24 protein-coding genes are annotated in these 22,564 nt (G+C 52.9%); 13 read left to right on the plus strand and 11 right to left on the minus strand.

Going from position 1 to position 22,564, the window contains the following annotated elements:
- Positions 1-47 precede the first annotated feature (47 nt).
- From E3E32_RS03085 to E3E32_RS03125, 9 genes are all read left to right on the plus strand, one after another.
- A complete protein-coding gene (locus tag E3E32_RS03085; RefSeq protein WP_167730112.1) occupies positions 48-1,019 on the plus strand; it encodes an archaeosine biosynthesis radical SAM protein RaSEA in 972 nt (323 codons plus the stop codon).
- Positions 1,020-1,169: 150 nt separating this feature from the next.
- Positions 1,170-1,442, plus strand: coding sequence for a 2-oxoglutarate ferredoxin oxidoreductase subunit delta (locus E3E32_RS03090; protein WP_167730934.1), 273 nt, complete (start codon positions 1,170-1,172; stop codon positions 1,440-1,442).
- A 3-nt stretch (positions 1,443-1,445) separates the two neighbouring features.
- A complete protein-coding gene (locus E3E32_RS03095; protein ID WP_167730113.1) occupies positions 1,446-2,636 on the plus strand; it encodes a 2-oxoacid:acceptor oxidoreductase subunit alpha in 1,191 nt (396 codons plus the stop codon).
- Positions 2,636-3,490, plus strand: a complete 855-nt coding sequence (locus tag E3E32_RS03100) for a 2-oxoacid:ferredoxin oxidoreductase subunit beta (RefSeq protein ID WP_167730114.1) — start codon at positions 2,636-2,638, stop codon at positions 3,488-3,490. Before E3E32_RS03095 ends, E3E32_RS03100 begins: the two co-directional genes overlap by 1 nt.
- 5 nt (positions 3,491-3,495) lie before the next feature.
- Positions 3,496-4,008 (plus strand): 2-oxoacid:ferredoxin oxidoreductase subunit gamma, encoded by a 513-nt coding sequence (locus tag E3E32_RS03105; RefSeq protein WP_167730115.1) that lies wholly within the window; start codon positions 3,496-3,498, stop codon positions 4,006-4,008.
- Positions 4,005-5,153 carry a 2-oxoacid:acceptor oxidoreductase subunit alpha gene (locus E3E32_RS03110; protein ID WP_167730116.1) on the plus strand — a complete coding sequence of 383 codons (1,149 nt, stop codon included), beginning with the start codon at positions 4,005-4,007 and terminating at the stop codon, positions 5,151-5,153. The genes E3E32_RS03105 and E3E32_RS03110 overlap by 4 nt, the downstream gene beginning before the upstream one ends.
- Positions 5,154-5,999 carry a 2-oxoacid:ferredoxin oxidoreductase subunit beta gene (locus E3E32_RS03115; protein ID WP_012571542.1) on the plus strand — a complete coding sequence of 282 codons (846 nt, stop codon included), beginning with the start codon at positions 5,154-5,156 and terminating at the stop codon, positions 5,997-5,999. It begins immediately after the preceding gene.
- The gene (locus E3E32_RS03120; RefSeq protein ID WP_167730117.1) at positions 5,996-6,556 is read left to right on the plus strand and encodes a 2-oxoacid:ferredoxin oxidoreductase subunit gamma; all 561 of its coding nucleotides are present in this window, start codon (positions 5,996-5,998) and stop codon (positions 6,554-6,556) included. Before E3E32_RS03115 ends, E3E32_RS03120 begins: the two co-directional genes overlap by 4 nt.
- Before the next feature lie 60 nt (positions 6,557-6,616).
- The gene (locus tag E3E32_RS03125; RefSeq protein WP_167730118.1) at positions 6,617-7,087 is read left to right on the plus strand and encodes a DUF192 domain-containing protein; all 471 of its coding nucleotides are present in this window, start codon (positions 6,617-6,619) and stop codon (positions 7,085-7,087) included.
- Here the strand turns inward: E3E32_RS03125 and E3E32_RS03130 are convergent.
- Positions 7,084-7,431 carry a 6-carboxytetrahydropterin synthase gene (locus tag E3E32_RS03130; protein WP_167711866.1) on the minus strand — a complete coding sequence of 116 codons (348 nt, stop codon included), beginning with the start codon at positions 7,429-7,431 and terminating at the stop codon, positions 7,084-7,086. The two genes, E3E32_RS03125 and E3E32_RS03130, sit on opposite strands and share 4 nt — an antisense overlap.
- Positions 7,432-7,610: 179 nt before the next feature.
- Here E3E32_RS03130 and metG point away from each other — a divergent pair, with 179 nt between their 5' ends.
- Positions 7,611-9,812, plus strand: a complete 2,202-nt coding sequence (gene metG, locus E3E32_RS03135; protein WP_167730119.1) for a methionine--tRNA ligase — start codon at positions 7,611-7,613, stop codon at positions 9,810-9,812.
- 6 nt (positions 9,813-9,818) lie between these two features.
- On the opposite strand, the gene E3E32_RS03140 is transcribed toward metG, so the two are convergent.
- From E3E32_RS03140 to E3E32_RS03165, 6 genes are all read right to left on the minus strand, one after another.
- Positions 9,819-10,772 (minus strand): helix-turn-helix domain-containing protein, encoded by a 954-nt coding sequence (locus E3E32_RS03140; protein ID WP_167730120.1) that lies wholly within the window; start codon positions 10,770-10,772, stop codon positions 9,819-9,821.
- Between the two features lie 58 nt (positions 10,773-10,830).
- Positions 10,831-12,072, minus strand: coding sequence for a DUF4175 domain-containing protein (locus E3E32_RS03145; protein WP_167730121.1), 1,242 nt, complete (start codon positions 12,070-12,072; stop codon positions 10,831-10,833).
- A gap of 154 nt (positions 12,073-12,226) precedes the next feature.
- Positions 12,227-13,075: a helix-turn-helix domain-containing protein gene (locus E3E32_RS03150; RefSeq protein WP_167730122.1), complete on the minus strand. Its 849-nt coding sequence runs from the start codon at positions 13,073-13,075 to the stop codon at positions 12,227-12,229.
- Between the two features lie 38 nt (positions 13,076-13,113).
- Positions 13,114-14,322, minus strand: a complete 1,209-nt coding sequence (locus E3E32_RS03155) for a hypothetical protein (RefSeq protein ID WP_370456349.1) — start codon at positions 14,320-14,322, stop codon at positions 13,114-13,116.
- Positions 14,323-14,377: 55 nt separating this feature from the next.
- Complete coding sequence (locus tag E3E32_RS03160; protein ID WP_167710804.1) at positions 14,378-14,659, minus strand: hypothetical protein; 282 nt, start codon at positions 14,657-14,659, stop codon at positions 14,378-14,380.
- Between the two features lie 46 nt (positions 14,660-14,705).
- Positions 14,706-15,437: a sulfite exporter TauE/SafE family protein gene (locus E3E32_RS03165; RefSeq protein ID WP_167730123.1), complete on the minus strand. Its 732-nt coding sequence runs from the start codon at positions 15,435-15,437 to the stop codon at positions 14,706-14,708.
- 78 nt (positions 15,438-15,515) lie between these two features.
- On the opposite strand from E3E32_RS03165, the gene E3E32_RS03170 reads away from it, so the two are divergent.
- Positions 15,516-16,001 (plus strand): hypothetical protein, encoded by a 486-nt coding sequence (locus E3E32_RS03170; RefSeq protein ID WP_240910557.1) that lies wholly within the window; start codon positions 15,516-15,518, stop codon positions 15,999-16,001.
- On the opposite strand, the gene E3E32_RS03175 is transcribed toward E3E32_RS03170, so the two are convergent.
- From E3E32_RS03175 to E3E32_RS03185, 3 genes are read right to left on the minus strand one after another with little or no spacing between them, the layout of a single operon-like run.
- Positions 15,986-16,750, minus strand: coding sequence for a sulfite exporter TauE/SafE family protein (locus E3E32_RS03175; RefSeq protein ID WP_167730124.1), 765 nt, complete (start codon positions 16,748-16,750; stop codon positions 15,986-15,988). The two genes, E3E32_RS03170 and E3E32_RS03175, sit on opposite strands and share 16 nt — an antisense overlap.
- Positions 16,751-16,778: 28 nt before the next feature.
- Positions 16,779-17,774, minus strand: coding sequence for a M42 family metallopeptidase (locus E3E32_RS03180; protein WP_167730936.1), 996 nt, complete (start codon positions 17,772-17,774; stop codon positions 16,779-16,781).
- 10 nt (positions 17,775-17,784) lie between these two features.
- Positions 17,785-18,786, minus strand: a complete 1,002-nt coding sequence (locus E3E32_RS03185; RefSeq protein WP_167730125.1) for a 2-hydroxyacid dehydrogenase — start codon at positions 18,784-18,786, stop codon at positions 17,785-17,787.
- A 125-nt stretch (positions 18,787-18,911) separates the two neighbouring features.
- Between E3E32_RS03185 and proS the strand changes: the two genes are divergently transcribed.
- A complete protein-coding gene (gene proS, locus E3E32_RS03190; protein ID WP_167730937.1) occupies positions 18,912-20,360 on the plus strand; it encodes a proline--tRNA ligase in 1,449 nt (482 codons plus the stop codon).
- A gap of 77 nt (positions 20,361-20,437) precedes the next feature.
- Here proS and E3E32_RS03195 read toward each other — a convergent pair whose 3' ends face one another.
- The gene (locus E3E32_RS03195; RefSeq protein WP_167730126.1) at positions 20,438-20,824 is read right to left on the minus strand and encodes a pyrolysin; all 387 of its coding nucleotides are present in this window, start codon (positions 20,822-20,824) and stop codon (positions 20,438-20,440) included.
- A gap of 91 nt (positions 20,825-20,915) precedes the next feature.
- Here E3E32_RS03195 and E3E32_RS03200 point away from each other — a divergent pair, with 91 nt between their 5' ends.
- On the plus strand, positions 20,916-22,520 hold the full coding sequence (locus E3E32_RS03200) for a carbamoyltransferase (RefSeq protein WP_167730127.1): 1,605 nt from the start codon (positions 20,916-20,918) through the stop codon (positions 22,518-22,520).
- Positions 22,521-22,564 lie beyond the last annotated feature (44 nt).

Consider the following 22,564-nt stretch of genomic DNA (forward strand, 5'->3'; position numbering starts at 1 on the left):
CCTCACCTTTAAAAACCTTGATTTCCAGCCTAAGCTGGTGTTAAAAGATGACGTACTGGACGAGTGAGGACAACGTTGCTGGAAAGCCCGGGACTGCACTCTTCATAATCCTGCCCACGATAGGCTGCTATCGCTTTAGGATAGGCCAGGCCTGCTACATGTGCGCGTACCCAACGGCAGCCCCAAAGGTTAGATGGAGCCAGGATGCCCTAGTCGATTACGTTAGAGAGGCCTTAAAGAAGGTAGAGGGCAGGAAGAGAGTTGCAGTGAGGATGTTCACCTCAGGTTCATTCCTCGACAACGGCGAGCTGAAGCCTGAAACGAGGAGAAAAATCTTCGAGATTCTTGCGGGAATGGAGAATGTAGAGGAGATTGTGATAGAGAGCAGGAGCGAGCTTGTCCGCTACGACGCAGTTAGAGAGCTCGCAGAGATAGTTCCAGACAAGCATTTTGAGGTAGCCATAGGGCTTGAAACCGCCAACGATGACATAGCCGACGTTTCAATCAACAAGGGCAACACTTTCGAGGACTTCGTTAGGGCGGCAGAGATAACACACGAAGCGGGTGCGAAGGTGAAAACGTACCTCCTCCTGAAGCCAATCTTCCTTAGTGAGCGCGACGGCATAGAGGATGTCAAGGCGAGCATCATAAAAGCCGAGCCCTACACGGACACCTTCTCCATAAACATCACGGACATCCAGAAAGGAACGCTCTATGAGAGACTCTGGGAGAAGAGTGAATACCGCCCGCCCTGGCTCTGGAGCGCGGTGGAGATACTCCTGTGGGCAAAGAAGCGCTTTCCGGACAAGAGAATCCTGAGCGACCCTGTTGGAGCGGGTTCAAGACGTGGCCCCCACAACTGCCTCACCGACTATGATAGGCAGATAGGCAGAGCGATAAAGAAGTTCTCCGCAACGCAGGATCTCAAATACATCGAGAACCTCAGGCCCGAGTGCAGGGAGAGATGGGAGTACATAGTCGAGAACGGTCTCCTCGACTGGCAGTTGATGACGTGGTGAATGGATTTCGTTTTTAAAATGCTTTTTATGCGCTCTTTTCGCCTCCTTTTTAATGTCTGTCGGGCTTCTTTGATGAGCACAGGTGAGCATCCACGAAAGCTTTAAATGTTTACATACGTAAACGGGTTTAACAAATCGCGGGTGATGATTATGGCAAACGTCGAAGGGAAAACCGTGGTTGAAAGGGAGAACTATCTCGTGATCGGAAAGGCAGAGGGTGTTGTGGAAATCGATGTCGATACTTTTCTGTGCAAGGGCTGTGGAATCTGTGTTGAAATGTGCCCGAGGAAGGTCTTTGAGTGGAGCAAGGAGCTGAGCGAAAAGGGCGTGCACTACCCGGTTCCGGTGCACGCCGAGAAATGCGTTAAATGTAAGCTCTGTGAGCTCCTCTGTCCGGACTTTGCCATAGCAGTAAGGTGGTGACTCATGATAATCCGAGGCGATGAGCCTGAGCAGCTCAGGCTTTTGAAGAGGCTTTACAAGCCGGGCAACTACTTCTTGCAGGGCAATGAGGCCGTTGCATACGGTGCGCTCTTTGCAGGCTGTCGTTTCTACGCGGGATATCCGATCACCCCCTCAAGCGAGATAGCCGAGACGATGGCGAGAGAGCTGCCCAAGCTTGGCGGCTACTACCTTCAGATGGAGGATGAAATCGGAAGCATTGCTGCAATGGTAGGGGCTTCTTGGACTGGATTCAAGGTCATGACCGCAACGGCTGGACCAGGATTTTCGCTCATGCAGGAAAACCTCGGCTACGCGGTAATGACGGAGACTCCCCTCGTTCTGGTTGACGTTCAGAGAAGCGGTCCAAGCACGGGGCAGGCCACCAAGGGCGCTCAGGGTGACTTCTTCCAGGCGAGATGGGGAACTCACGGAGACCACCCGATAGTTGCCGTCTCACCGATAAGTGTTGGAGATGCCTTCTGGGAAACTGTGAGGGCCTTTAACATCTCCGAGAAGCTCAGAACCCCGGTTGTTGTGCTCTTCGACGGTGTTCTTGCCCATACGAGGGAGCAGATAAGAATCCCCGACGTGGAAGAAGTTGAGATAACCTACCGCAAACTGCCAAAGAATGAGGAGGAGGCAAAGCTTCCCTTCGGAGACCCGCACGGCGATGGTGTCCCACCGATGCCCCTCTTTGGTCACGGCTACTTCACCCATGTAACCGGCTCCACACACAAGGAGAACGGTCTTAGGGACGTTTACACTCCGGAAGTTCACGACAGGCTCGTGAGAAGAATTCACAGGAAGATAGAGCAGAATAAGCACGTTTATGAGAAGTACGAGGAGTACTTTACGGATGATGCCGAGATACTCGTCGTCAGTTGGGGCGTTACCGCGAGGCCCTCACTCGGAGCGGTACTGAAAGCTAGGGAGGAAGGAACAAGGGTCGGCCTCTTCGTTCCGAAGACCGTCCACCCGTTCCCGGGGAAGAGGATAAAAGAACTCGGAAAGAAGGTTCGCGCAATACTTGTTCCCGAGATGAACCTTGGCCAGCTAATCCTTGAAGTCCAGCGCTTCGTCAACGACGACGTTCTTCTCAAAGGCGTGAACAAGATAGGCGGTGTTCCTCTGACCGTTGAGGAAATCCTGCGCGAGATAAGGGGTGTTGCCTGATGGCAAAGGAAATCTATTCCACTTATCCGATGGTCAAATATCTCCGTAAGGAGGCCCTGCCCACAGCCCTCTGTCCAGGATGTGGTGGCGGAACCGTTCTCAACGCCTTTGCAAATGCAGTTGACCAGCTTAGGATAGACCCGAAGGATTTGGTCGTCGTCAGTGGTATAGGATGTTCCGCATGGATTGCTTCTCCCTACTTCCTAGCCGACACCCTTCACACGACTCACGGGAGGGCAATAGCCTTCGCGACGGGAGTTAAGGTCGGTTTGCCGGACAAGAAGGTCGTCGTCATAAGTGGCGACGGTGATCTGGCCAGCATAGGCGGAAACCATCTCCTCCACGCCGCGAGGAGGAACATAGACATAACGGTAATCCTCGTCAACAACTTCATCTACGGAATGACCGGCGGCCAGGTGGCTCCGACGACACCCTTTGGGGCAAAGACCACCACCAGCCCGTACAGAAACATAGAGCACCCGCTCCAGATTTCCGAGACTGTTGCTGCCGCTGGAGCTTCATACGTGGCAAGGTGGACTACCGCCCACGTCTACCAGCTCATAGAGAGCATTAAGAAAGCCCTCCAGGTTAAGGGATTCTCCCTCGTCGAGGTCATTTCCCAGTGTCCTGTCCAGTACGGAAGGAGGAACAAGATGAAGGAGCCGGCAGAGATGCTCCGCTGGTTCCTCAAGAACAGCGTCCCCGTGGGCAAAGCTAAGAAGATGTCACCGGAAAAGTTTGAGGGCAAGTTCATCATCGGCGAGATAATCAACAGACAGAGGCCCGAGTTCACCGAAGAGCTGAACAAGCTTATTGATGAAGTCCAGGAGCATTTCGGCCTTAAGGGGGAGTGAGAGCCATGCAGATTAGGTTCGCAGGCATAGGCGGCCAGGGTGTCGTCCTGGCCGGTGTTATCCTTGGCGAGGCGGCCGCGATTGAGGGTCTGAACGTTCTTCAAACGCAGGACTACAGCTCGGCCTCCCGCGGCGGTCACTCCATAGCGGACGTCATCATCTCAAAGGAGCCAATTTACGATGTCATTGTCACCAAGGCTGACGTTCTGGTTGCCCTTCACCAGCTCGGCTACGACACCGTTAAGGAGGAGCTGAAGGAAGATGGCATTCTCATCATCGACACTGACCTTGTCAAGCCTGATAAGGATTACATCGGTGCCCCCTTCACGCGCCTGGCCGAGGAGAACACCGGGCTCGCTTTGACTGTTAACATGGTAGCCCTTGGCTATCTGGTCGCGAAGACCGGTGTTGTGAAAAAGGAAAACGTGGAAGAGGCCATAAAGAGGCGCGTCCCGAAGGGGACGGAGGAAATAAACATCAAGGCATTCAATTCCGGCTATGAGGAGGGATTGAAATGAGATACCCGTTTCCTGTCGGTAAGAGCGACTTCATCCAAGGTGATGAAGCCATAGCAAGAGCAGCTATCTTGGCAGGCTGCCGCTTTTACGCTGGCTATCCAATAACTCCCGCGAGCGAGATTTTCGAGGCCATGGCGCTCTACATGCCGCTCGTCGATGGAGTGAGCATACAGATGGAGGACGAAATAGCAAGTATCGCCGCTATAATTGGCGCATCTTGGGCAGGGGCCAAGGCCATGACGGCAACGAGCGGCCCTGGCTTCTCGCTCATGCAGGAGAACCTTGGATATGCTGTGATGACGGAAACACCGATAGTCGTTGTCGACGTCCAGAGAAGTGGTCCGAGCACGGGTCAGCCGACGTTAGCTGCACAGGGCGACATAATGCAGGCAATATGGGGCACCCACGGCGACCACAGCCTAATCGTTCTCAGCCCGTCAACCGTTCAGGAAGCCTTCGACATGACGATAAGAGCCTTCAACTTGGCTGAGAAGTACAGAACTCCAGTGGTCCTCCTTACCGACGCTGAGATAGCCCACATGCGCGAGAGGGTTTACATTCCAGTCCCCGAAGAGATTGAGATCGTTGAGAGAAAGCTTCCCGCCACCGAGGAGGAGGCAAAGTACCCCTTTGGAGACATCCACGGCGACGGAGTTCCGCCGATGCCGATATTCGGAAAGGGCTACCGCACCTACGTCACCGGTTTAACCCACGATGAGCGTGGAAGACCAAAGACCGTTGATGCCGAAGTGCACGAGAGGCTCATCAGGAGGATAGTCAGTAAAATTGAGAATAACAAGCATGACATAATCTCCTACGAAACCTACGCGCTTGATGATGCAGAGATAGCGATAATCACCACTGGAATAGTCGCCCGTTCGGCCGTTAGAGCGGTCAAATTACTGCGCGAGAAGGGCATCAAAGCAGGCCTGCTCAAGCTCAACACCATCTGGCCATTTGACTTCGACATGATCGAAGAGCTGGCAGAGCGCGTGAAGAAGATATACGTGCCGGAGATGAACCTCGGACAGCTTTACCACCTCGTCAGAGAGGGGGCAAACGGAAAAGCCGAAGTCGAGCTGATAAGCAAGATCGGCGGCGAGGTTCACACTCCGATGGAGATAGTCGAGAAGGTGGTGGGCTGAATGTACCTAAAGTCCGCTTACGAGATTCGCGATAAATACTTGAGAAAGGACATGCTCCCGACGATATTCTGTCCGGGCTGTGGAATAGGCTCGGCCCTTCAGTACACGCTCAGAGCCATAGACGACCTTGGCCTCAACCCGGACGAGATAGTCTGGGTCAGCGGTATAGGATGTTCCTCCCGCGTTCCGGGATTCGTCAATTTCGATGGGCTGCACACAACCCACGGAAGGGCCTTAGCGTTTGCCACGGGTATAAAGCTCGCCAATCCAAAGCTCAAGATAATCGCCTTCATGGGTGACGGTGACGCGGCAGCTATCGGAGGAAACCACTTCATCCACGCCATAAGGAGGAACCTCGACGTCACGGTGATACTCATCAACAACTTCACCTACGGAATGACGGGCGGCCAGGTGGCCCCTACAGCCCTCAAAGGCTTGCGTGGAACTACTGCTCCCTACGGTCAGTTCGAGAACCCCTTTGATATAGCGGATCTCGCCGTTTCAGCAGGGGCCAACTACGTCGCCCGCTGGAGCGTCTTCAACTACCTCCAGGGAATCAACAGCATCAAGAAGGCACTTCAAAAGGAGGGCTTTACGCTCGTTGAATTCCTCTCGCCGTGTCCTATAAGCTTCGGAAGGAGGAACAGGATGAAGACGTCTCCAGAACTGCTCCGCTGGTATCAGAAGATAACCGTACCGATAAGCAAGGCCAAGAATATGTCTCCGGAAGAGCTCGAGGGCAAGATTGTCATCGGCGAGTTCGCCGACAGGGACAGGCCGGGTCTCGTTAGAGAGTACGAGGAGTACAAGAAGAGGGCCAAGAGGATGATGGGGTGGGAAGAATGAGGAAGGAAATCCTCTTCAGCGGTTTCGGCGGCCAAGGTGTTATCCTCGCCAGCGTCATCCTTGGCAGAGCCGCTGCCGTTTATGAGAACCTCTACGCGGTTCAGACGCAGGCGTACGGGCCGGAGTCAAGGGGTGGAGCGAGCAGGGCTGAGGTGGTGATAAGCGACGAGCCGATCGACTATCCCAAGACCCTCCACCCGGACTGTGCGGCCTTCTTCTCCCAAGAGGCCTACAGCAAGTACCTCCACACCGTCAAGGAAGGAGCCACAATAATAGTCGAGAGCGACCTCGTGCCGCACCGCGATGAGGAGTTCGAGAAGAAGCTGAAGGTTTACGCCCTCCCTCTAACGGAGACAGCGGAGGAAACCACCGGCCTTAGTTTAACAATGAACATACTCACCCTTGGCCTGCTGGTCGCCCTAACGGACGTCGTGAGCAGGGAAGCAATAGAAAAGGCCGTCCTCGACGCTGTCCCAAAGGGGACAGAGGAGATAAACCTCAGGGCGCTCCACAAAGGCTTTGAGCTCGGTGAGAAAGCAAAGAAAGGCGAGCTCTGAGTTCGTCTATTTTTCTCTCATTTCCCAAAAACTTATCAACCGGGGAGTAGAGTTGGTTCTATGCTCGTAAACGAGACCAAGGGCAGAATATGGCACGGAAGGGTAAGGCTCGCAGACACGTTCTTCAAGCGGTTTAGAGGCCTAATGCTGGTTAGAGACATCAACTACGCGCTTGTTTTTGTATTGCCAGCCGAAACGAGGGCTAACGCTTCGATTCACATGTTCTTCATGCTGAGTGATATCGACGTTATCTGGCTTGACTCCTCTCGCCGCGTGGTGGATTTCAAGACCGCTAGGAAGTGGCGAGTCTATGTCCCTAAGAAGGCCGCCCGGTACATCATTGAGGGCCCGGTTGGGATGATAAACGTCCTCGAGGTTGAGGAAGGGGATTTAATAAGCTGGTCACCAACCGAGGAGAAAAACAAGGCCGTTCCTGTAAAGATTTCGCTGCCGGAGAAGATTTCCTTTGAAGGCTCGAACGGCATAGCGATTGCCGAGAGCGTTAAGGAAATAAGGACGGAGAAAGCTTAAAACTCAAACTCCACTCCGTTCCCCTCTCCTTCCCAGAGAACTATCCTCTGGAGTCTGACATCCTTAGGGAGCCTCTTCTCAATCTCTTTCGCTATCCAGAGGGCGACGTTCTCAGTCGTCGGGTTCTCAAAGAGGGCGTTGAGGTTCCTGTGGTCGAGCCTCTCGATGATTTCATTGACTATTCTTCTCAGCTCAAGGAAGTTCATAACGTAGCCGTTCCTCAGCGGCCCCTCCACCGCCACCTCAAGCCAGAAGGTATGACCATGTATTTCCTCAGGCTTTCCACCGATTACAACGGCATGTGCCGCCTCAAATTTGAAGCGTTCGATGATGCGGGACTTCATTTTACTCACCCTGACTTTTCTACCATCCGAAATCCAAATTAGCGTCAACGCCCTAAAACCTTTGGGGATCGATTTATGTATAACTCAACATATTTTCGACCTTTAAAAATAACCCACCGTAATGCTTAAAACCCGCAGGTCTTATAAGGGACTAAAACGACGGTGTGGCGGTGGTTAAAATGGTCAGATACATGGTGACTTCCGCTCTTCCCTACGCCAACGGGCCGATTCATGCTGGACACCTTGCTGGAGCATATCTGCCTGCGGATATATTCGTCCGCTATCTGAGGCTCAAGGGAGAGGAAGTGATTTTCATCAGCGGAACCGATGAACACGGGACACCAATAACCTTCAGAGCGCTCAAAGAGGGGAAAAGCCCAAGGGAGATAGTCGACTACTACCACGAGCACATCAAGACGACCTTTGAAAGGGCCAAGATAAGCTTTGACTACTTTGGCAGAACTGAACTGCCGGTCCACTACCGCATAAGCCAAGACTTTTTCCTCAAGGCTCTAGAGAACGATCACCTCATTAAAAAGGTGAGCAAGCAGGCCTACTGTGAGCACGACAAGATGTTTCTCCCGGACAGGTATGTTATAGGCACGTGCCCCTACTGCGGTGCTGAGAACCAGAGGGGAGACCAGTGTGAGGTCTGCGGCCACCCGCTCACGCCGGAAGAGCTAATAAATCCGCGCTGCAACATCTGCGGCAATCCAATAACCTTCAGGGACTCTGCTCACTATTACATAAAAATGCAGGATTTCGCCGAGAAGCTTAAGGAGTGGGTCCAAAGCCAGGAGCACTGGAAGCCGAACGTCAAGAACACAGTCCTCGGCTGGATTGAGGAGGGCCTTGAGGAGAGGGCCATAACGAGAGATTTAAACTGGGGCATTCCAGTGCCGCTCGACGACGAGGACGTCAAAGGCAAGGTTCTCTACGTCTGGTTTGAAGCGCCGATAGGGTACATCAGCATAACCGTCGAGCACCTCAAGAGGGAAGGCAAGGAGAATGAGTGGAAGAAGTTCTGGCTCAACCTTGACGGAGGGACAAGGGTCATCCACTTCATAGGCAAGGACAACATACCCTTCCACGCGATATTCTGGCCGGCTTTCCTGATGGCCTACGGCAAGTACAAGGAAGAAGAAACCGAGGCCAAGTGGCTCCTTCCGTACGACATCCCCGCCAACGAGTACCTCAACCTGGAAGGCAAGAAGTTCTCAACGAGCAGAAACTGGGCCATCTGGGTGCACGAGTTCCTCGACGCCTTCCCGGCTGACTACCTCCGCTATTACCTCACCGCCATAATGCCTGAGACGAGGGACAGCGACTTCAGCTTCGCCGACTTCAAGACAAAGATTAACGAGGAGCTGGTGAACAACCTCGGAAACTTCGTGCACAGGGCTCTAACCTTCGTGAACCGCTACTTCGACGGCGTCGTCCCCGAAAGGGGCGAGCTTGATGATCTGGACAGGCAGGCCTTCGAGGAGATTGAGAAAGCTCTGAAAGAGACGGGCGAGCTGATAAGCACTTACCACTTCAAAGACGCTCTCAGACGTGTAATGGAGCTGGCAATCTTCGGCAACCGCTATTTCGACTACCAGAAACCGTGGAAGACAGCCAGGGAAGACCGCGAGAGGACGGCGACAACTGTCAACGTCTCACTCCAGATCGTCAAGGCCCTTGGAATACTCCTAGAGCCATTCCTGCCGGATGCCAGTGAGAAGATATGGCACCTGCTCAACCTCGAGGAGACCAAGCGCTGGGAGTTCACCGAGATTCCAGCAGGCCACAGGGTTAGGAGAGCGGAGATCCTCTTCAGAAAGGTCACTGACGGGGACATAATATTCTTCATCGTGAACTACATAGCCAGAGGCAACCCTGAGAGCGCAAGGCTGCTCCTTGACAAGTACTACAGGACGGACGACGTCGTTAAGGTTGCCCTCGAGAGGTTCGGTGAGAATCGTAAAGATGAGGCCATGGCAATCCTTAAGAGCATATACGGCGAAAGGCTTGAGAAGAAGGCCAAAAAGGAGAAGAAAAAGGAGGGTGGAAAAGTGGAGTACGTTAAGTTCGAGGACTTCATGAAGCTCGACTTGAGGGTTGGAAAGATTGTTGATGTACAGGACCATCCGAACGCGGACAAGCTCTACGTGGTAAAGGTTGACCTCGGTGACGAGGTCAGGCAGCTCGTCGCTGGACTCAAAAAGTACTACAGCAAGGACGACCTCCTCAACCGCTACGTCGTTATCATAGCCAACCTCGAGCCCAAGAAGCTCCGCGGTGTCAAGAGCCAGGGAATGCTCCTCGCTGCCGACGACGGCGAGAACGTTGCCCTGCTCATGCCAGACAAGGAGGTAAAGCTCGGGGCAAGAATAAGATGAGGGAGCTCAAAGCCTGAGCTCCACCCAGTTTTCCCTCTTCTTCTTGTAGACCCTCACGAGGCCCTGCTTTTCGAGCCTCTGGAACATTCTCCAGGCAGTTGTCTTCGGGATTCCGAGCGTCTCCCTGACCTCGGACTGCCTTGCCTTTCCGCCCCTGTCGAAAAGATAAAGCAGTGCTTTTTCCTCATCCTTTGTCAAGTCGTACTCCGTGAGCCTCTTTTCAAAGTCCTCCCTGCTGATGCTTGGTGCCGATCCGCTCTCTTCCCTACCCCTCTTCAGGTAGATGAAGCCGCCTATGGCGAGGGCAAGGAGAGCGAGTATTCCAATCGTCGCCCAGCTGGTGGAGCCACCTGAGGAGGTTTCAGTTGACGAGCCAGTGGTTGAGGGTGCGGTGGGGTTAACAAAACTTTCAGAGGCAGATGTTCCCGAGATGGGCTGGGTAGTCTGTGTCTGGGCCGTCTCTGTCCCAGCTGGCAGGTATTCCAGAACATAGGAAACCGTCTGATTGCCCGCAGGCATGACGATTGAGTTGCCGTTTATCTCGAGGGGAATGTCGCTCAGGTCAACAATGACAGCATTTTCGGGGAAAGTTATTTTGACAGGTATATTTGAGCTAACACGGACGCTCCATATGGCCCTGTTCTTGACGGTCAGGTCGGGGGTGTAGTAGGTTATCTTAATGCCTGTGGCGTTTTCAAAATACACGATGAGCGTGGAACCATTTATTTCATAGGGTAAAGGACTGCCCTTTTCATCAATAACGACTAGGCCCTCAACGTTGGCCGCAAGAAGGGGAATGGTAACGCTTACAGTATAGTTCTCCGGCTGGATAACCTCAACTACCTTAACGTATCCATCGGCATATACGGTGATGCTGATGGACGTGATGGTGTACTGCCCCGCGACAAGGGGCAAGAGCATGACTGCAATTGCGAGTACCACCGCTGCCTTTGTTTTCATCCCAACACCCCCAAGAAGTTGAGAGAATCACCTTAAAAAGATGAGTAAAAAGGGATGTTCACTCGTCGTCCTCCTCATCATCACTGTAGTTGTCATCCTCGTAGTCGTCGCTACTACTTCCCTCGTCCGAGTCATCATACTGGCCATCGTCGCTTTCGTGATCATCATGTTCCTCGTAGTCTCCACTTTGGTCGTCTGCCTCGTACTCCTCGCTCTGGTCGTCGTGGCTCTCGTCGTCCTCATACTCATCCTCGTGCTCCTTTTCTTCGTGCATCTCTTTCTCAATCTCCTTGGTTTCCTCGACTATGTCCTTGAGCTCTTCGTTGATGTCGTGGAGCATATCAAGCGCTTCCTCGTACTGACCACTCTCAACGAGCTGGGTAAACTGTTCGTACATCATCTGCAACTCCGCAAGGTCTTCCGCTAGATAAGTTGCGTTGATGATAGTAGAGTTCTGGAGCATGGCCATTAACTCCTGCATGAGCTTCATCTGTTCCTGGAGCTTTTCCATGAAGGCGTAGCTTATCTCCTCTGCCTTGGCGTCCACTATCTGCTCGGCCAGCTCCTCAACGGCGTCTTCGAGCTTGTCCATGAGCTCTTCTGCATAATCAAGATCGTTCTCAAGCTTCGTTATGTTGCCGTCGGTGTTGGCGATGTCCTGGGCAACCACTAGATAAGCCTCTTTTGTCTGGTTGTAGAGCTCTACAACAGCGGTAACGTTGAGGCCTTCAGCCTGAGCCTCCTTAATTACCTTCTCAACATACGGGAAGTATTCAGCTGCCCTGTTGAGTTCTTCCTTAGCCTCCATAATGAGTTCATAGTACTCATATTGCTCCTCTATCTGCTGTTCCTGGTGATCTGTGTAGTAGTCCATTAGTTCTTCAACTGCCTCCTTGTAGAGTTCTAGTGCAGACATCGATGCGTTTATACTCCCTTCATAATTTCCTGCATAGTAAAGATCCCACGCCTCTTTCCTCATTGTCTCCGCTTGGTAATATGCCTCCAATGTCCAGTTTGGCAAGGTAACGTTACTCACGTTGAGATCGGCTATCATATTGGCAGTGTAGTTCGCGACGTTATCCACTATAATCAGGAGGTTATACGCCGCTGTCTGGAGGCTAGTATTGGTGGTGTTCGTGACGTTGGTCATGTTGGTAGCATTTACTAGCAGGGTTCCGTTGGCTGGTGCAGTAACGTTGGTGGTCTCAGTAGCGTTTACACTGGCAGCCCACGCTGCAGTGCTAAGGGGTATCAGTGCCCCTATAAAGAGCACCAACAATGTTTTCATACTCATCTTCATGGCTCTCACCTTGATAATGATTAGGCACGACTAATATATTAGGAACCCGCTGGAATTTTCGTGTTTCAGAACGTTTCCCCACGTTTCCATACGGGAAATTAGAAATTGAAAGGCCAAAAATAAACTTTTAAGGCTAGAGAAACTCATGTTCTGGTTAAAACCTCAGCTCCACCCAGTTTTCCTTTCTGCCCTTTATAACCTTCACCAGCCCTTTCCGCTCCAGGCGCTTGAACATCCTCCAGGCAGTAGTTTTGGGAAGTCCAATGGCCTCCCGTACCTCCGCCTGACTCGCTCTGCCGCCTTTGTCAAAGATATAGAGCAGGGCCCTCTTTTCCTCATCGTTTAGCTCGAGTCCCTCAAGCCTCCTCTCAAACTCCTCGCGCGTGAGCTTGGGTCTTTCCACCCTCCCGCTGCCTCTCCCTTTGATGAGATATGCGACTATACTCCCAACCGTGGCAGCACCAACGAGGAGAGCAATGAGGAGGTAGTTCGACGAGTTCCTCTCAGAAGTTCCCGTATACTGGATTGTGTAGGAGACGCTCTGATTCCCGGAAGGCATAGTTATGGAGTCGCCTGCTATTTCAAGAGGAATGTCACTCAGGTCAACCACTATGGAGTTCTCTGGGAGAACCACGGTGAAAGGACTCTCAGACGAAACCTTGAGTGTCCAGACAATGCCATCCTTGGATGTTAAGTCTGGGGTGTAGTAGGAAACCTTCACGACCTGAGCATCCTCTGAGTAAATCAAGAGGCTGCCGTTATCTAACCGGAAGTTCAGGGGGTTCCCGTTCTCGTCCTCCACAAAGAGATTCTCATAATGCTCCCCGAGGAGGGAAACCTCAATTTGAGCGGCGTAATCCGAAGGGAGGATTTCGCATTCAACCTTAACGTAGCCATCCTTGTAGACGGTCAGAACCAGAGACGAGACAGTATACTCTCCACTAACCACTGGGACGAGAATGAGAGCCGTTATAATGAACATCACGAGCGACTTCCTCTCCATTTAAGCATCCCTCCAAATCAAATGAAAAAGGGAAACGGTCATGCATGGGCAAGGATGAACTCGTCGACCTTGTGGAGCATGTCCAGGGCTATTGCGAAATGAGCCTTGGCCTGGAGCGGCTTCCTATCCTTAAGGAGTTCAACGCCGATCCTGAGCTCCTGCACTGCGACCTTCAGCTGAATCTCCGCAGAGGTGGTGTCCACGCCCTCCCTCTTGAGCTCGGCCAGTGCCTTGGCATCCTTTTCAATCCTGTTCTTCATCTCTATGAGGAACGCTCTCACGTCCTCGAGCTTCTCCTCGAGCTCCCTTTCGTAGACCTTCATTCTGGTGAACTCAACAGCTTTTTGGAATTCTCTGATGGTCTCCTTGTTTTCGTCCATTACTTTGAGGGCCTCCTCCCACTTGCCCTCGTCGGCAAGGGCCTTCACCTCATTGTAGACCGCGACGAAGGCATCGAGTCTCTCCTGGAGCTCGGTGACGTTGTAGCCATTTTTCTGGGCCTTCTCGATTGCCTGCTGGGCAATTTCTATTCCTTTCTCGCCCTTGATGAGGAACTCCTGGACTATCTTATCTGCGTTGGCATAGGCGAGCTTCTCGCGAACCTTCCTCAGCTCCTCGTCGAGTAGGGCCTTCTTCTCCCTAGCAGCTTTATAGTCAGCCCTGGCCTTCTCTATGTCCCCGGCCTTCAGATCATCAAGGACGAGCTTGTATGCCTCCTTGGTCTCGTTGTAAAGCCGAGTTAAGTTGCTCACGTCGATTCCCCGGTTCTGGGCGAACCTGATGGTCTTCTCGACCATCTGGAAGTACTCCATCATCCTCTCAGTCTCGATCCTGATGCGCTCCCTGAGATCCTGAATCCTATCTGCCGCTTCCTGAAGCCTCGAGAGGGCGAGCTTGTAGTAGTGCATCGCCGTCAGACTGTCCAGGATTGAGTTATAGTAATCGCCAGCCTCGTATTCACTGATAGCCCTGTCCTTATATTCCTCTGCGGTTTCATAGTTGGCCAATATGCTGGAATTCTCGGGCAGTTTGTCCTTAATAGGTTCTATCTTATCCTCGGCAAACTTACTAAGCCTCTGCAGCTGGTTGATGAGCTGCTCCGCTATCACCATCTCCCTGGTGCTGTTGTCCAGAAGGGTTGCATCGCTTGCAGTGGCGTTGTCTTCGGCCATGCTCAGTGGGACGACGCTTCCAAGCAGTAACAGGACGAGGGCAAATGCCCCCCACTTTGTGCCTACCATCGGCATCACCGTTCATACCTACTGGCTCAACCTATTTGAGGAATCCTGTGAAAAGTACGTTTCACACCGTTCCATTCTTCTCAAGATCCCTTATATGCAGAGCAGTGGCACAAATTCCCCCAATTATGCTTCCAAACATTGGGATATCCCCAAACTGAGCATATAAGCTTCCGTAGTTTGGGTGCCATGCATCGACTTGCTTTCTGTCTTTAGCAGTGATTATGTAGACTACCCAGCCCTTCTCCTCGAGTGCCTCGATGAGCTTCCACGCATTGGTCATATCACTCTCATCCTTTATCTCAACCCCGTACTCAGACTTAACAGCCTCGAAAAGTTCATCCATTTTTGCCACCGTTAATAGTTCGTCAACGGGCTAATAAACGTGAGCCTTAGAGGAGCATCTTCAGTGCCACGATAATGAGAAGGGCGGAAAAGGCCCTCCTGAGGTGGCAGGGGTGAAGTCTGTGAACCAAAAGGGCACCGATTCTGGCCCCCACAAGCAGACCTGGGGCAAGTAGGAGTGCGGTATGAACGTCAACCTGACCGAGGCGGTAGTGACCGAGAGAACCGGCAAGGGCGGTAAAGAAGAGCGCCAGACTCGAAGTTCCAACGGCATATCTCATGGGAATTCCGACGTAGGCATGGAACAGAGGGACGTTCAGAATTCCCCCGCTGATGCCCAGGAGACCGGACGTTAGTCCCGAGGCAACCCCCACGACGGAGATCCTTGATGTTTTAATCTCTTTCTCTTCAAACTCGAAGGTGCCCCTGCCCCGCCACATTCTAAATGACAGATAGACAAGAAGCAAGGCAAAAACAAATTTAAGGGTTCTTTCGGGAAGTAAAGATGATATATATGCTCCAATTAATGCGGCAGGAATCGAAAAGGCTTCTTTAATCAGGACAACCCTGTAGAGTACCGTCCCCTTTCTTACATGGATAGCTACCGCGGAAAGGGAGCTGAGGACTATGCACGTCAAACTCGTGCCTATGGCCACGTGTATCGGGAGGCCGAGTATCGTGAGAGCAGGAACTATGAGAAATCCCCCTCCAACCCCAAAAAGGCCGGCTATGAAGCCAATGCCAAGGCCGAGGATGAAGTCCAGGAGGTAATTCAGCATGAAAACTCTTTTTAGGGGGAGCGTTAAAAATCCTCCGGTGGTTCTATGAGGAGCTCAGAACTTAAGTTCTAGCTTTTAGTGGTTCTTGTCTTCGCCCTCACCCATCCCGGCTCTATCGCCTTCGCTAACTGGGACGCTCCCTACGGGTTTTACAAAGACCTTTCGGTCTGGCTCAGCTCCGCGGCAGGTGGATTGTTACTGGTGCTCGCCTACGGTGTGCACGAGTGGAGAAATGGAAAGCTGAGTTTCCCGAACCTTCTTCTGGCGGCGATTCTGGTGGTTTCAACTGCCATAATCGGCTACCGTGCTGGGCTTACTCTCGGAGGGAAGATGGATTACGGCAGTGGAAACATGGTGCTTTTCGTAATCGGGGGAGTCCTCGGATTTACGTTATCGATAATGCCCCTCCCGCTTTCCCTGCCCTACGCCCTCACAGGGGAGCTCTACTACCCCTACGACAGGCCGTTACTGGTAGCGTGGCTCCTTACGGTGGCCTTGGCTGTTTTCCTCGGCGTTGCCTACGTAAGGGTAAGAAAGGCAGAGAGACCTCACGGCACAGGATAACCCAGCCCCTTCAGAATCATCCTCAGGGCAAGCAGAGCCATGACGACCGCGAAGGCGTTCTTCAGGTTCTTCGCCTTGGTTCTCTTGGCAATCCTTGCCCCGAGCTGGGCGCCGACTATCAAGCCCGGAATGAGGAGAACGAGCCAGTGGAGCTCAACGTTTCCGAGGGTGTAGTGCTTTATGGCACCAGCCGTGGCGGTGAAGACTATGGCGAAGCTGGAAGTGGCTACCGCGTAGTGTATCGGGAGACCAAGCCACGTCAGGAAGGGCACGTTGATTATCCCTCCCCCGACGCCGAGCAGACCGCTTGCTATTCCAGCGAAGAAGCCGCCGATTGGGACGAGCCTGTAGTCAACTTTAACGTCTTCAAGCCTTACTTCCGTTGGCTCTGCCGTTTTCTTGCGGTAAATCCTGATTGCGACTATGATGAGCGTTGCTCCAAAGATGACCTTAAGCATTCCAGCGCTTATGAAGCTCGTCATCCAAGCTCCGATGTATGCTCCAATCACTGCGGTGCTAGCGAGCAGAAGGCCGATCTTGTAGTGTATCCTCTTCTGCCTCGAGTATGCGAGGGCAGAGCTCAGTGAGGTAAAAACAACCGCAGCGGAGGACGTTCCCACTGCGTGGTGTATCTCAACCCCAAGCAGGTTAAGTGTCGGCACTATCAGAAAGCCCCCACCGAGGCCGAAGAGAGCCGCGAGGATTCCGATGAACACACCAACCGCGAAATAGCCAAGATATTTGAGCAATTGATCACCTCCGTTTTCTCAGCGTCTATCACAGCTCGAAAGCTATCGCCTCTGTGAGCTTTATCAGTGCCTCAAGGTCACCCAAGTGGAGCGTCTCGACCTCGCTGTGGAGGTACTTTATGGGCACGCTCAGGGCCAAAACTTCGCTCTTGCTCTGGAAGACAGAGGCGTCCGTTCCTCCACCTGTTACACCTATCTGAATAGGTATATCGTTCCTCTCCGCTATTTCCCAGACCTTCCTAGCGAGCCTGCGAGTGTAAATCGCTGAGTTGTCCACGGCCCTTATGAGCGCCCCGCCACCGAGCTTCACATCTCCAGTCAGCTCGGAGCAGCAGGCAAAGGAATCGACGGCGAATGCGTACTTTGGAGAGTAGTGCTCCGCGAGGAACTTGGCCCCTTTGAGGCCTATCTCCTCCTGGACGGTGAAGGCAAAGATGAAGCGGCCGTTGAGGTCGTGGTCGACCAGGTCCTTAATAGCCTCGACAAGGGCAACCACACCGAAGCGGTCGTCCAAGGAGCGAGTCGAGACATAGCGGTTGTTGAGCACCGCGAAGTGCTTCTTGAAGACCGCATAGTCCAGAACCTTGACTCCCATGTCGAGGGCTTCCTCCTTGCTCTCCGCTCCGATGTCAATAGTGAGCCTGTTCCATGGGACCGTATCGAACTTCCTCTCAAGGTTCAGGTGGACTGGTAAAGCTCCTATAACACCGTCGAGCTTCCCGCTCTCGGTGATTACATCCACGTGCCTGCCGTAGAGGAGGCGGTCGTCTATTCCACCGATTTTCCTGAAGCGGAGCTTTCCATCGGGGGTTATGCCCGTAATCAGAAGCCCAATCTCGTCCATGTGAGCCATGAAGATGGCCTTAAGATCACCCTCGCCCAGCTCTACGATGAGGTTTCCGATAGTGTCTACGATGCAGTCCGCGTAGGGCTCAAGCCATTCCATGAGCTTCTCCCTAACCTTCTCCTCGTAGCCGGAAATACCGGGTATGGCAGTTATCTCCCTCAGCTCTTCAACGAGCATTTTCATCACCTCAGAGCATCTTTATCTCCTCAATCGGCCTGACCTTTAGGACCTCCCGATTAACGAGGTCCCCTGGAACCTCACCGCGAAGAACAGTGAGAAGGTTCTCCACAGCCCGAAAGCCCATATCCTCCATTGCTTCCCTGCTCAGACCGGCGTAGTGTGGCGTTAGAACCGTCTCCCACTCCATGCCGAAGAGCTCGTGCTCGGTAACTGGCTCCCTCTCGAAGACGTCCGTAGCATAGCCCTTCAGCTTTCCCTCTTTCAGTGCCTTCACGAGGGCTTCTTCATCCACGAGGCTTCCGCGGCCGATGTTGACGAGGTATTTCCCCTCCATGAGCTTTAGGCGTTCCTCGTTGATGATGTGGTAGGTTTCCGGCGTTGCAGGGAGCGCCAAAACAACGATGTCAGCGCTCTTAAGAACCTCCTCGAGCGAGAGGTACTTCGCGTTAACCTCTTCTTCGATGTCTTTCTTCCTCGAGCGCGACCAGTACACCACTTCCGTGCCGAGCGCCTTGACTCGCCTCGCTATGGCCTTCCCTATCGCCCCCATGCCAAGTATTCCGACGGTTTTGCCGTAAACTGTCTCAATGTCTTTGAAGCCACTCCATATTACCCTGTGAGACTCCCACTTTCCAGCGCGTATGAACCTGTCGGTGTAGACTATCTTCCTTAGGAGGGCTATCATAAGCCCGACGGCGAACTCGGCGACGGCCTCGCTTAGAACACCGCTAACCTTTGTGACGTATATTCCCCTCTCGGTGGCGGCCTTCACGTCGACGTGGTCGTAGCCGGCGGAGTGGCAACTTATAACTTTTAGCTTCTCGGCCCTCTCGATGACTTCACGCGGGATTGGGTTTAGGGGAGAAACAATTATCCCGTCGAATTCCCCAATTTTCTCCTTGAGCTCCTCAACACTTGGATATAGGAGCAGCTCAACATCCGCATGCTTTTTGAGTTCCTCTAAAGGCTTGCTCTTTATCTTGAAAAGAACCAAGACCTTGGGCCTCATGATATCACCTTAAGATGGTTATCGAAACGAACTATTAAGGTTTTTGCCCGAGGTTTGTCAGAATGTCCGCTGCCCCCCGGGAAAGCTTAAAAAGTTTTTTCGGCCTCTCACTTTAGGTGGTGTCGATGAAGGTTGAGCGCAAGAAGTGGAGCGAGGAGTTCAGCGAGTGGTACAACGAGCTGATTGAAACTGCCGGGATACAGGACAAGCGTTACCCGGTCAAGGGAATGAACATCTGGCTCCCGTACGGGCTTAAAATAATGCGCAACATTGAGAGGTTCATACATGCCGAGATGGAAAGAACCGGCCATGATGAGGTTCTCTTCCCGGCACTCATCCCTGAAACCGAGTTCCAGAAGGAGGCAGAACACATAGCGGGCTTTGAAGGTGAGGTCTTCTGGGTCACCCACGCCGGTCACGATCCCCTCGACATCAAGCTCATCCTCAGGCCGACGAGCGAGACTGCAATGTACTCAATGTTCGCTCTCTGGATTCGCTCACATGCCGACCTTCCCTTCAAGGTCTACCAGATAGTTAACACTTACCGCTACGAGACTAAGCACACGAGGCCGCTTATCCGTGTCAGGGAAATCAGCAGGTTCTTCGAGGCCCACACGGCTCACGATAGCTTTGAGGATGCCGAGAGGCAGATAAAGGAGGATCTTGAGATATTCGACAACCTCGCCAAGTTCCTTGCGATTCCTTACATCGTCTCCAAGAGGCCCGACTGGGACAAGTTCCCGGGAGCTTACTATTCCCTCGGTGCCGAAGTAATGATGCCCGACGGCAGAACGCTTCAGATAGGAACGATGCACAACTACAGGCAGAACTTCGCAAAGGCCTACGAGATACTCTATGAGACCGAAACCGGTGACCACGAGTACGTCCACCAGACGACATTCGGAATGAGCGAGAGGCTTCTCGCAGCTGTTATAGCAATCCATGGAGACGACAGGGGAATGGTTCTGCCACCCACAATAGCTCCAATACAGGTCGTCATCGTTCCGATTCCAAAGAAAGACGCATGGGCAGATGTATTCGCCTACGCTCGCGAGATTGCAGAGGAGCTTAGAACAGCTGGCCTGAGGGTGCATGTAGACGAGCGCGACATAAGGCCTGGCAGAAAGTTCTACGACTGGGAGCTCAAGGGCGTGCCGCTTAGAATAGAGGTCGGCCCAAGAGACGTTGAAGGAAGGAAAGTAGTTCTAGCGAGACGTGACACGCTCACGAAGGAGACTGTTGAGAGAGATGGAATAGTCGAGGCTGTCAGGAGGACCCTCGACGAAATCCACGAGAACCTCTACAAGAGGGCCGAGGAGTTCCTCAGGATCCACATCAAGCGCGTTGACACCATTGAGGAGGCCAAGGCCGTCTTTGAGGACAGGCGCGGAATAGTTGAGATTCCCTGGTGTGGCGAGGAGGAGTGCGGCCTGAAGATGGAGGAAGAGCTTGACGCCAAGATGCTCGGAACGCCCTATCCTGAGGAGAAGGCCAAAGAAGGCATCGAGGGCAAGAAGTGCCCCGTCTGCGGAAGAGAAGCCAAGTTCATCGCCAGGTTTGCCAGAACATACTGAGCTTTCCTTTCTATTCTCCTACACTTCGCTTTTGAAGCACAAGTAGAAAACAGCTGAGAAAAGGAAATATGACAAAATCAGGCACTCTCGTTCTCGATGACGGCTTCAAGGAGCTCGATGGCCTGCTCGATGTAGAGGTAGGCCTTCCTGATGTGGACGCTGAAGACAACCCAGCGCAGTGTCCTTCCATCGTCCGGAATGCCGTACATCAGCGCCTTCTCGAACTCAGCGGTGGCGTTGGTGTAGAGCTCCATCGCAAGCTGGAGTGTCTCGTTGCTGACGTTGGTCTGGACGCTGAGGTTGTAGAGCTCGTTGAACTTCTCCTCATCGCTCTGGTAGAGGTAGTACCAGGCGATGGACTGCTTGATGAAGTTCTCATAGCTCCAAGTGATGGCACCGGCGGCTCCCGCGAATGGGACAAGCACCACCATTAAAACCGCAAGGAGTGCAACGGCCCTCTTCATGGTTCCACCTCCTTCAAATGTATTCATTCGGCAGGGCTTTTAAATTCTTCCCTCCCCTAATGTTTAAAAAACGAACATCGAATGCACGACCATGATTTTGGGAATCCACGACGGCCACGATGCGGGAGCTGTGCTGATAGACGGCGAGAGGATCTTCGCGGTTAACGAAGAGAGGCTGAACAGGGTTAAGAAGTACCGGGGATTTCCAACTCTCAGCGTGAGGAAAGTCCTCGAGATGGCGGGTGTTTCGCCCGAGGAAGTTGAAATCATAGCCGTTGTTGGCATCTTCCGGAAGCAGAAGCGGCTCTTAGAGCTTGAGAACAACCTGCACGTCATTTTCGGGCCGGATTTCAAGAGGAAAGTTCTCTTCGTTGAGCATCACTTAGCTCACTCTGCGAGTGCCTACTACACGAGCGGCTGGAAGGATGCTATAGCCCTGAGCATAGACGCCGCTGGAGATGGGTTGAGCTCATCAATCTATATCGCGAGAGATGGAGAGATGATTAAAATCGCCCAGAGCACCTATCTAGACTCCCTCGGCGACTTCTACGCATCTGTTACAGAGCTCCTTGGCTTTAAGCCAATGCGTCACGAGGGCAAGGTGATGAGCCTGGCAGCATACGGAAAGCCGACCTATGATCTGAGCAGCATCATAGAGCTGAACGGTTTAACCTTCGACAACCACCTCAAGCTCATAGGCGTTGAAGCTACGAGGAAGCTGGCCGAGCTCTTCAGCTACCCCTTGAGCAGGGCTAAAGAAATCGCAGGGCAGATGAAGCGCGGGAAGCTCGACGGGGAACTCCAAAGAAGGGCAATAGAGATAGCGGCCAGCGCTCAGGCACACCTCGAAAAGCTCATCGACGAGCTAGGCTTCAAGCTGAAGGAGTACGGTCTTCCGCTCGCCTACGCCGGCGGAGTTGCCCAGAACGTCAAGGCCAACGCCATTTTGAGAAAGCTCTTCCCAAGCTTGTGGGTGTTCCCGGCAATGGACGACGGAGGACTGGCTTTTGGAGCGGCAATCTTCGTCAAGGCACAGCTTGAGAGACTTGACAGCAAATGGAAACCATTCAAGCTTGAGCACGTCTACCTTGGGCCGGACTACTCAAAGGAAGAGGTAGAGGGGTTCCTGAGGAGGGAGGGTGCTGAGTTCGAGGAGATAGACGACGTCCCGGGCTTCGTCGCCGATTCCCTAGTTGATAGAAAAATCGTCGCCTTCTTCCAGGGAAGGATGGAGTTCGGACCGAGAGCCTTGGGCAACCGCTCTATTTTAGCCGACCCAAGGAACGAGGGAGTTAAGGAGAGACTCAACGTGGCCCTAAAGCGCGATGTTTTCCAGCCGTTTGCTCCTTCGATGCTCGAGGAGAGGGCAGGAGAGTATCTGGCAGATCTCAACGGCGAGCCTAACAGGTTCATGACGATGAGCTACACCGCGAGCGAAGAGTTTAGAAGGGAAGCTCCAGCGGTTGTTCATGTGGATGGGACAACGAGGCCGCAGAGCGTTGTGAGGGGGCTCAACCCAGTTTACTACGACATCATAAAAGCCTTTGAGAGGAGAACGGGTCTTGGGGCGGTATTAAACACCAGCTTCAACATGCACGGTGAACCAATAGTCTGCTCGCCGAAGGACGCGCTAGAGAGCTTCAGAAAGGCTGGGCTGGACGTGCTGGTTCTCGGGGGATTTGTCGTCCATCAATGAAATTTACTATTCTTTGATGTCCATCTTTTTGCCGAGGTAAAGTT

The organism is Thermococcus sp. GR6 (assembly GCF_012027415.1).
Classification (GTDB): Archaea; Methanobacteriota_B; Thermococci; order Thermococcales; family Thermococcaceae; genus Thermococcus; species Thermococcus onnurineus.

Bases quoted from the DNA above. Each gene is read 5' to 3' on its own strand.
- E3E32_RS03110 (WP_167730116.1), top strand. From the start codon at position 4,005: ATGAGATACCCGTTTCCTGTCGGTAAGAGCGACTTCATCCAAGGTGAT.
- E3E32_RS03200 (WP_167730127.1), top strand. From the start codon at position 20,916: ATGATTTTGGGAATCCACGACGGCCACGATGCGGGAGCTGTGCTGATA.
- E3E32_RS03180 (WP_167730936.1), bottom strand. From the start codon at position 17,774: ATGCTCGTTGAAGAGCTGAGGGAGATAACTGCCATACCCGGTATTTCC.
- E3E32_RS03165 (WP_167730123.1), bottom strand. From the start codon at position 15,437: ATGCTGAATTACCTCCTGGACTTCATCCTCGGCCTTGGCATTGGCTTC.
- E3E32_RS03115 (WP_012571542.1), top strand. From the start codon at position 5,154: ATGTACCTAAAGTCCGCTTACGAGATTCGCGATAAATACTTGAGAAAG.
- E3E32_RS03195 (WP_167730126.1), bottom strand. From the start codon at position 20,824: ATGAAGAGGGCCGTTGCACTCCTTGCGGTTTTAATGGTGGTGCTTGTC.
- E3E32_RS03130 (WP_167711866.1), bottom strand. From the start codon at position 7,431: ATGAAGTCCCGCATCATCGAACGCTTCAAATTTGAGGCGGCACATGCC.
- E3E32_RS03155 (WP_370456349.1), bottom strand. From the start codon at position 14,322: ATGCCGATGGTAGGCACAAAGTGGGGGGCATTTGCCCTCGTCCTGTTA.
- E3E32_RS03125 (WP_167730118.1), top strand. From the start codon at position 6,617: ATGCTCGTAAACGAGACCAAGGGCAGAATATGGCACGGAAGGGTAAGG.
- E3E32_RS03090 (WP_167730934.1), top strand. From the start codon at position 1,170: ATGGCAAACGTCGAAGGGAAAACCGTGGTTGAAAGGGAGAACTATCTC.
- proS (WP_167730937.1), top strand. From the start codon at position 18,912: ATGAAGGTTGAGCGCAAGAAGTGGAGCGAGGAGTTCAGCGAGTGGTAC.
- E3E32_RS03085 (WP_167730112.1), top strand. From the start codon at position 48: ATGACGTACTGGACGAGTGAGGACAACGTTGCTGGAAAGCCCGGGACT.
- E3E32_RS03145 (WP_167730121.1), bottom strand. From the start codon at position 12,072: ATGAAGATGAGTATGAAAACATTGTTGGTGCTCTTTATAGGGGCACTG.
- E3E32_RS03105 (WP_167730115.1), top strand. From the start codon at position 3,496: ATGCAGATTAGGTTCGCAGGCATAGGCGGCCAGGGTGTCGTCCTGGCC.
- E3E32_RS03150 (WP_167730122.1), bottom strand. From the start codon at position 13,075: ATGGAGAGGAAGTCGCTCGTGATGTTCATTATAACGGCTCTCATTCTC.
- metG (WP_167730119.1), top strand. From the start codon at position 7,611: ATGGTCAGATACATGGTGACTTCCGCTCTTCCCTACGCCAACGGGCCG.
- E3E32_RS03100 (WP_167730114.1), top strand. From the start codon at position 2,636: ATGGCAAAGGAAATCTATTCCACTTATCCGATGGTCAAATATCTCCGT.
- E3E32_RS03120 (WP_167730117.1), top strand. From the start codon at position 5,996: ATGAGGAAGGAAATCCTCTTCAGCGGTTTCGGCGGCCAAGGTGTTATC.
- E3E32_RS03095 (WP_167730113.1), top strand. From the start codon at position 1,446: ATGATAATCCGAGGCGATGAGCCTGAGCAGCTCAGGCTTTTGAAGAGG.
- E3E32_RS03160 (WP_167710804.1), bottom strand. From the start codon at position 14,659: ATGGATGAACTTTTCGAGGCTGTTAAGTCTGAGTACGGGGTTGAGATA.
- E3E32_RS03185 (WP_167730125.1), bottom strand. From the start codon at position 18,786: ATGAGGCCCAAGGTCTTGGTTCTTTTCAAGATAAAGAGCAAGCCTTTA.
- E3E32_RS03140 (WP_167730120.1), bottom strand. From the start codon at position 10,772: ATGAAAACAAAGGCAGCGGTGGTACTCGCAATTGCAGTCATGCTCTTG.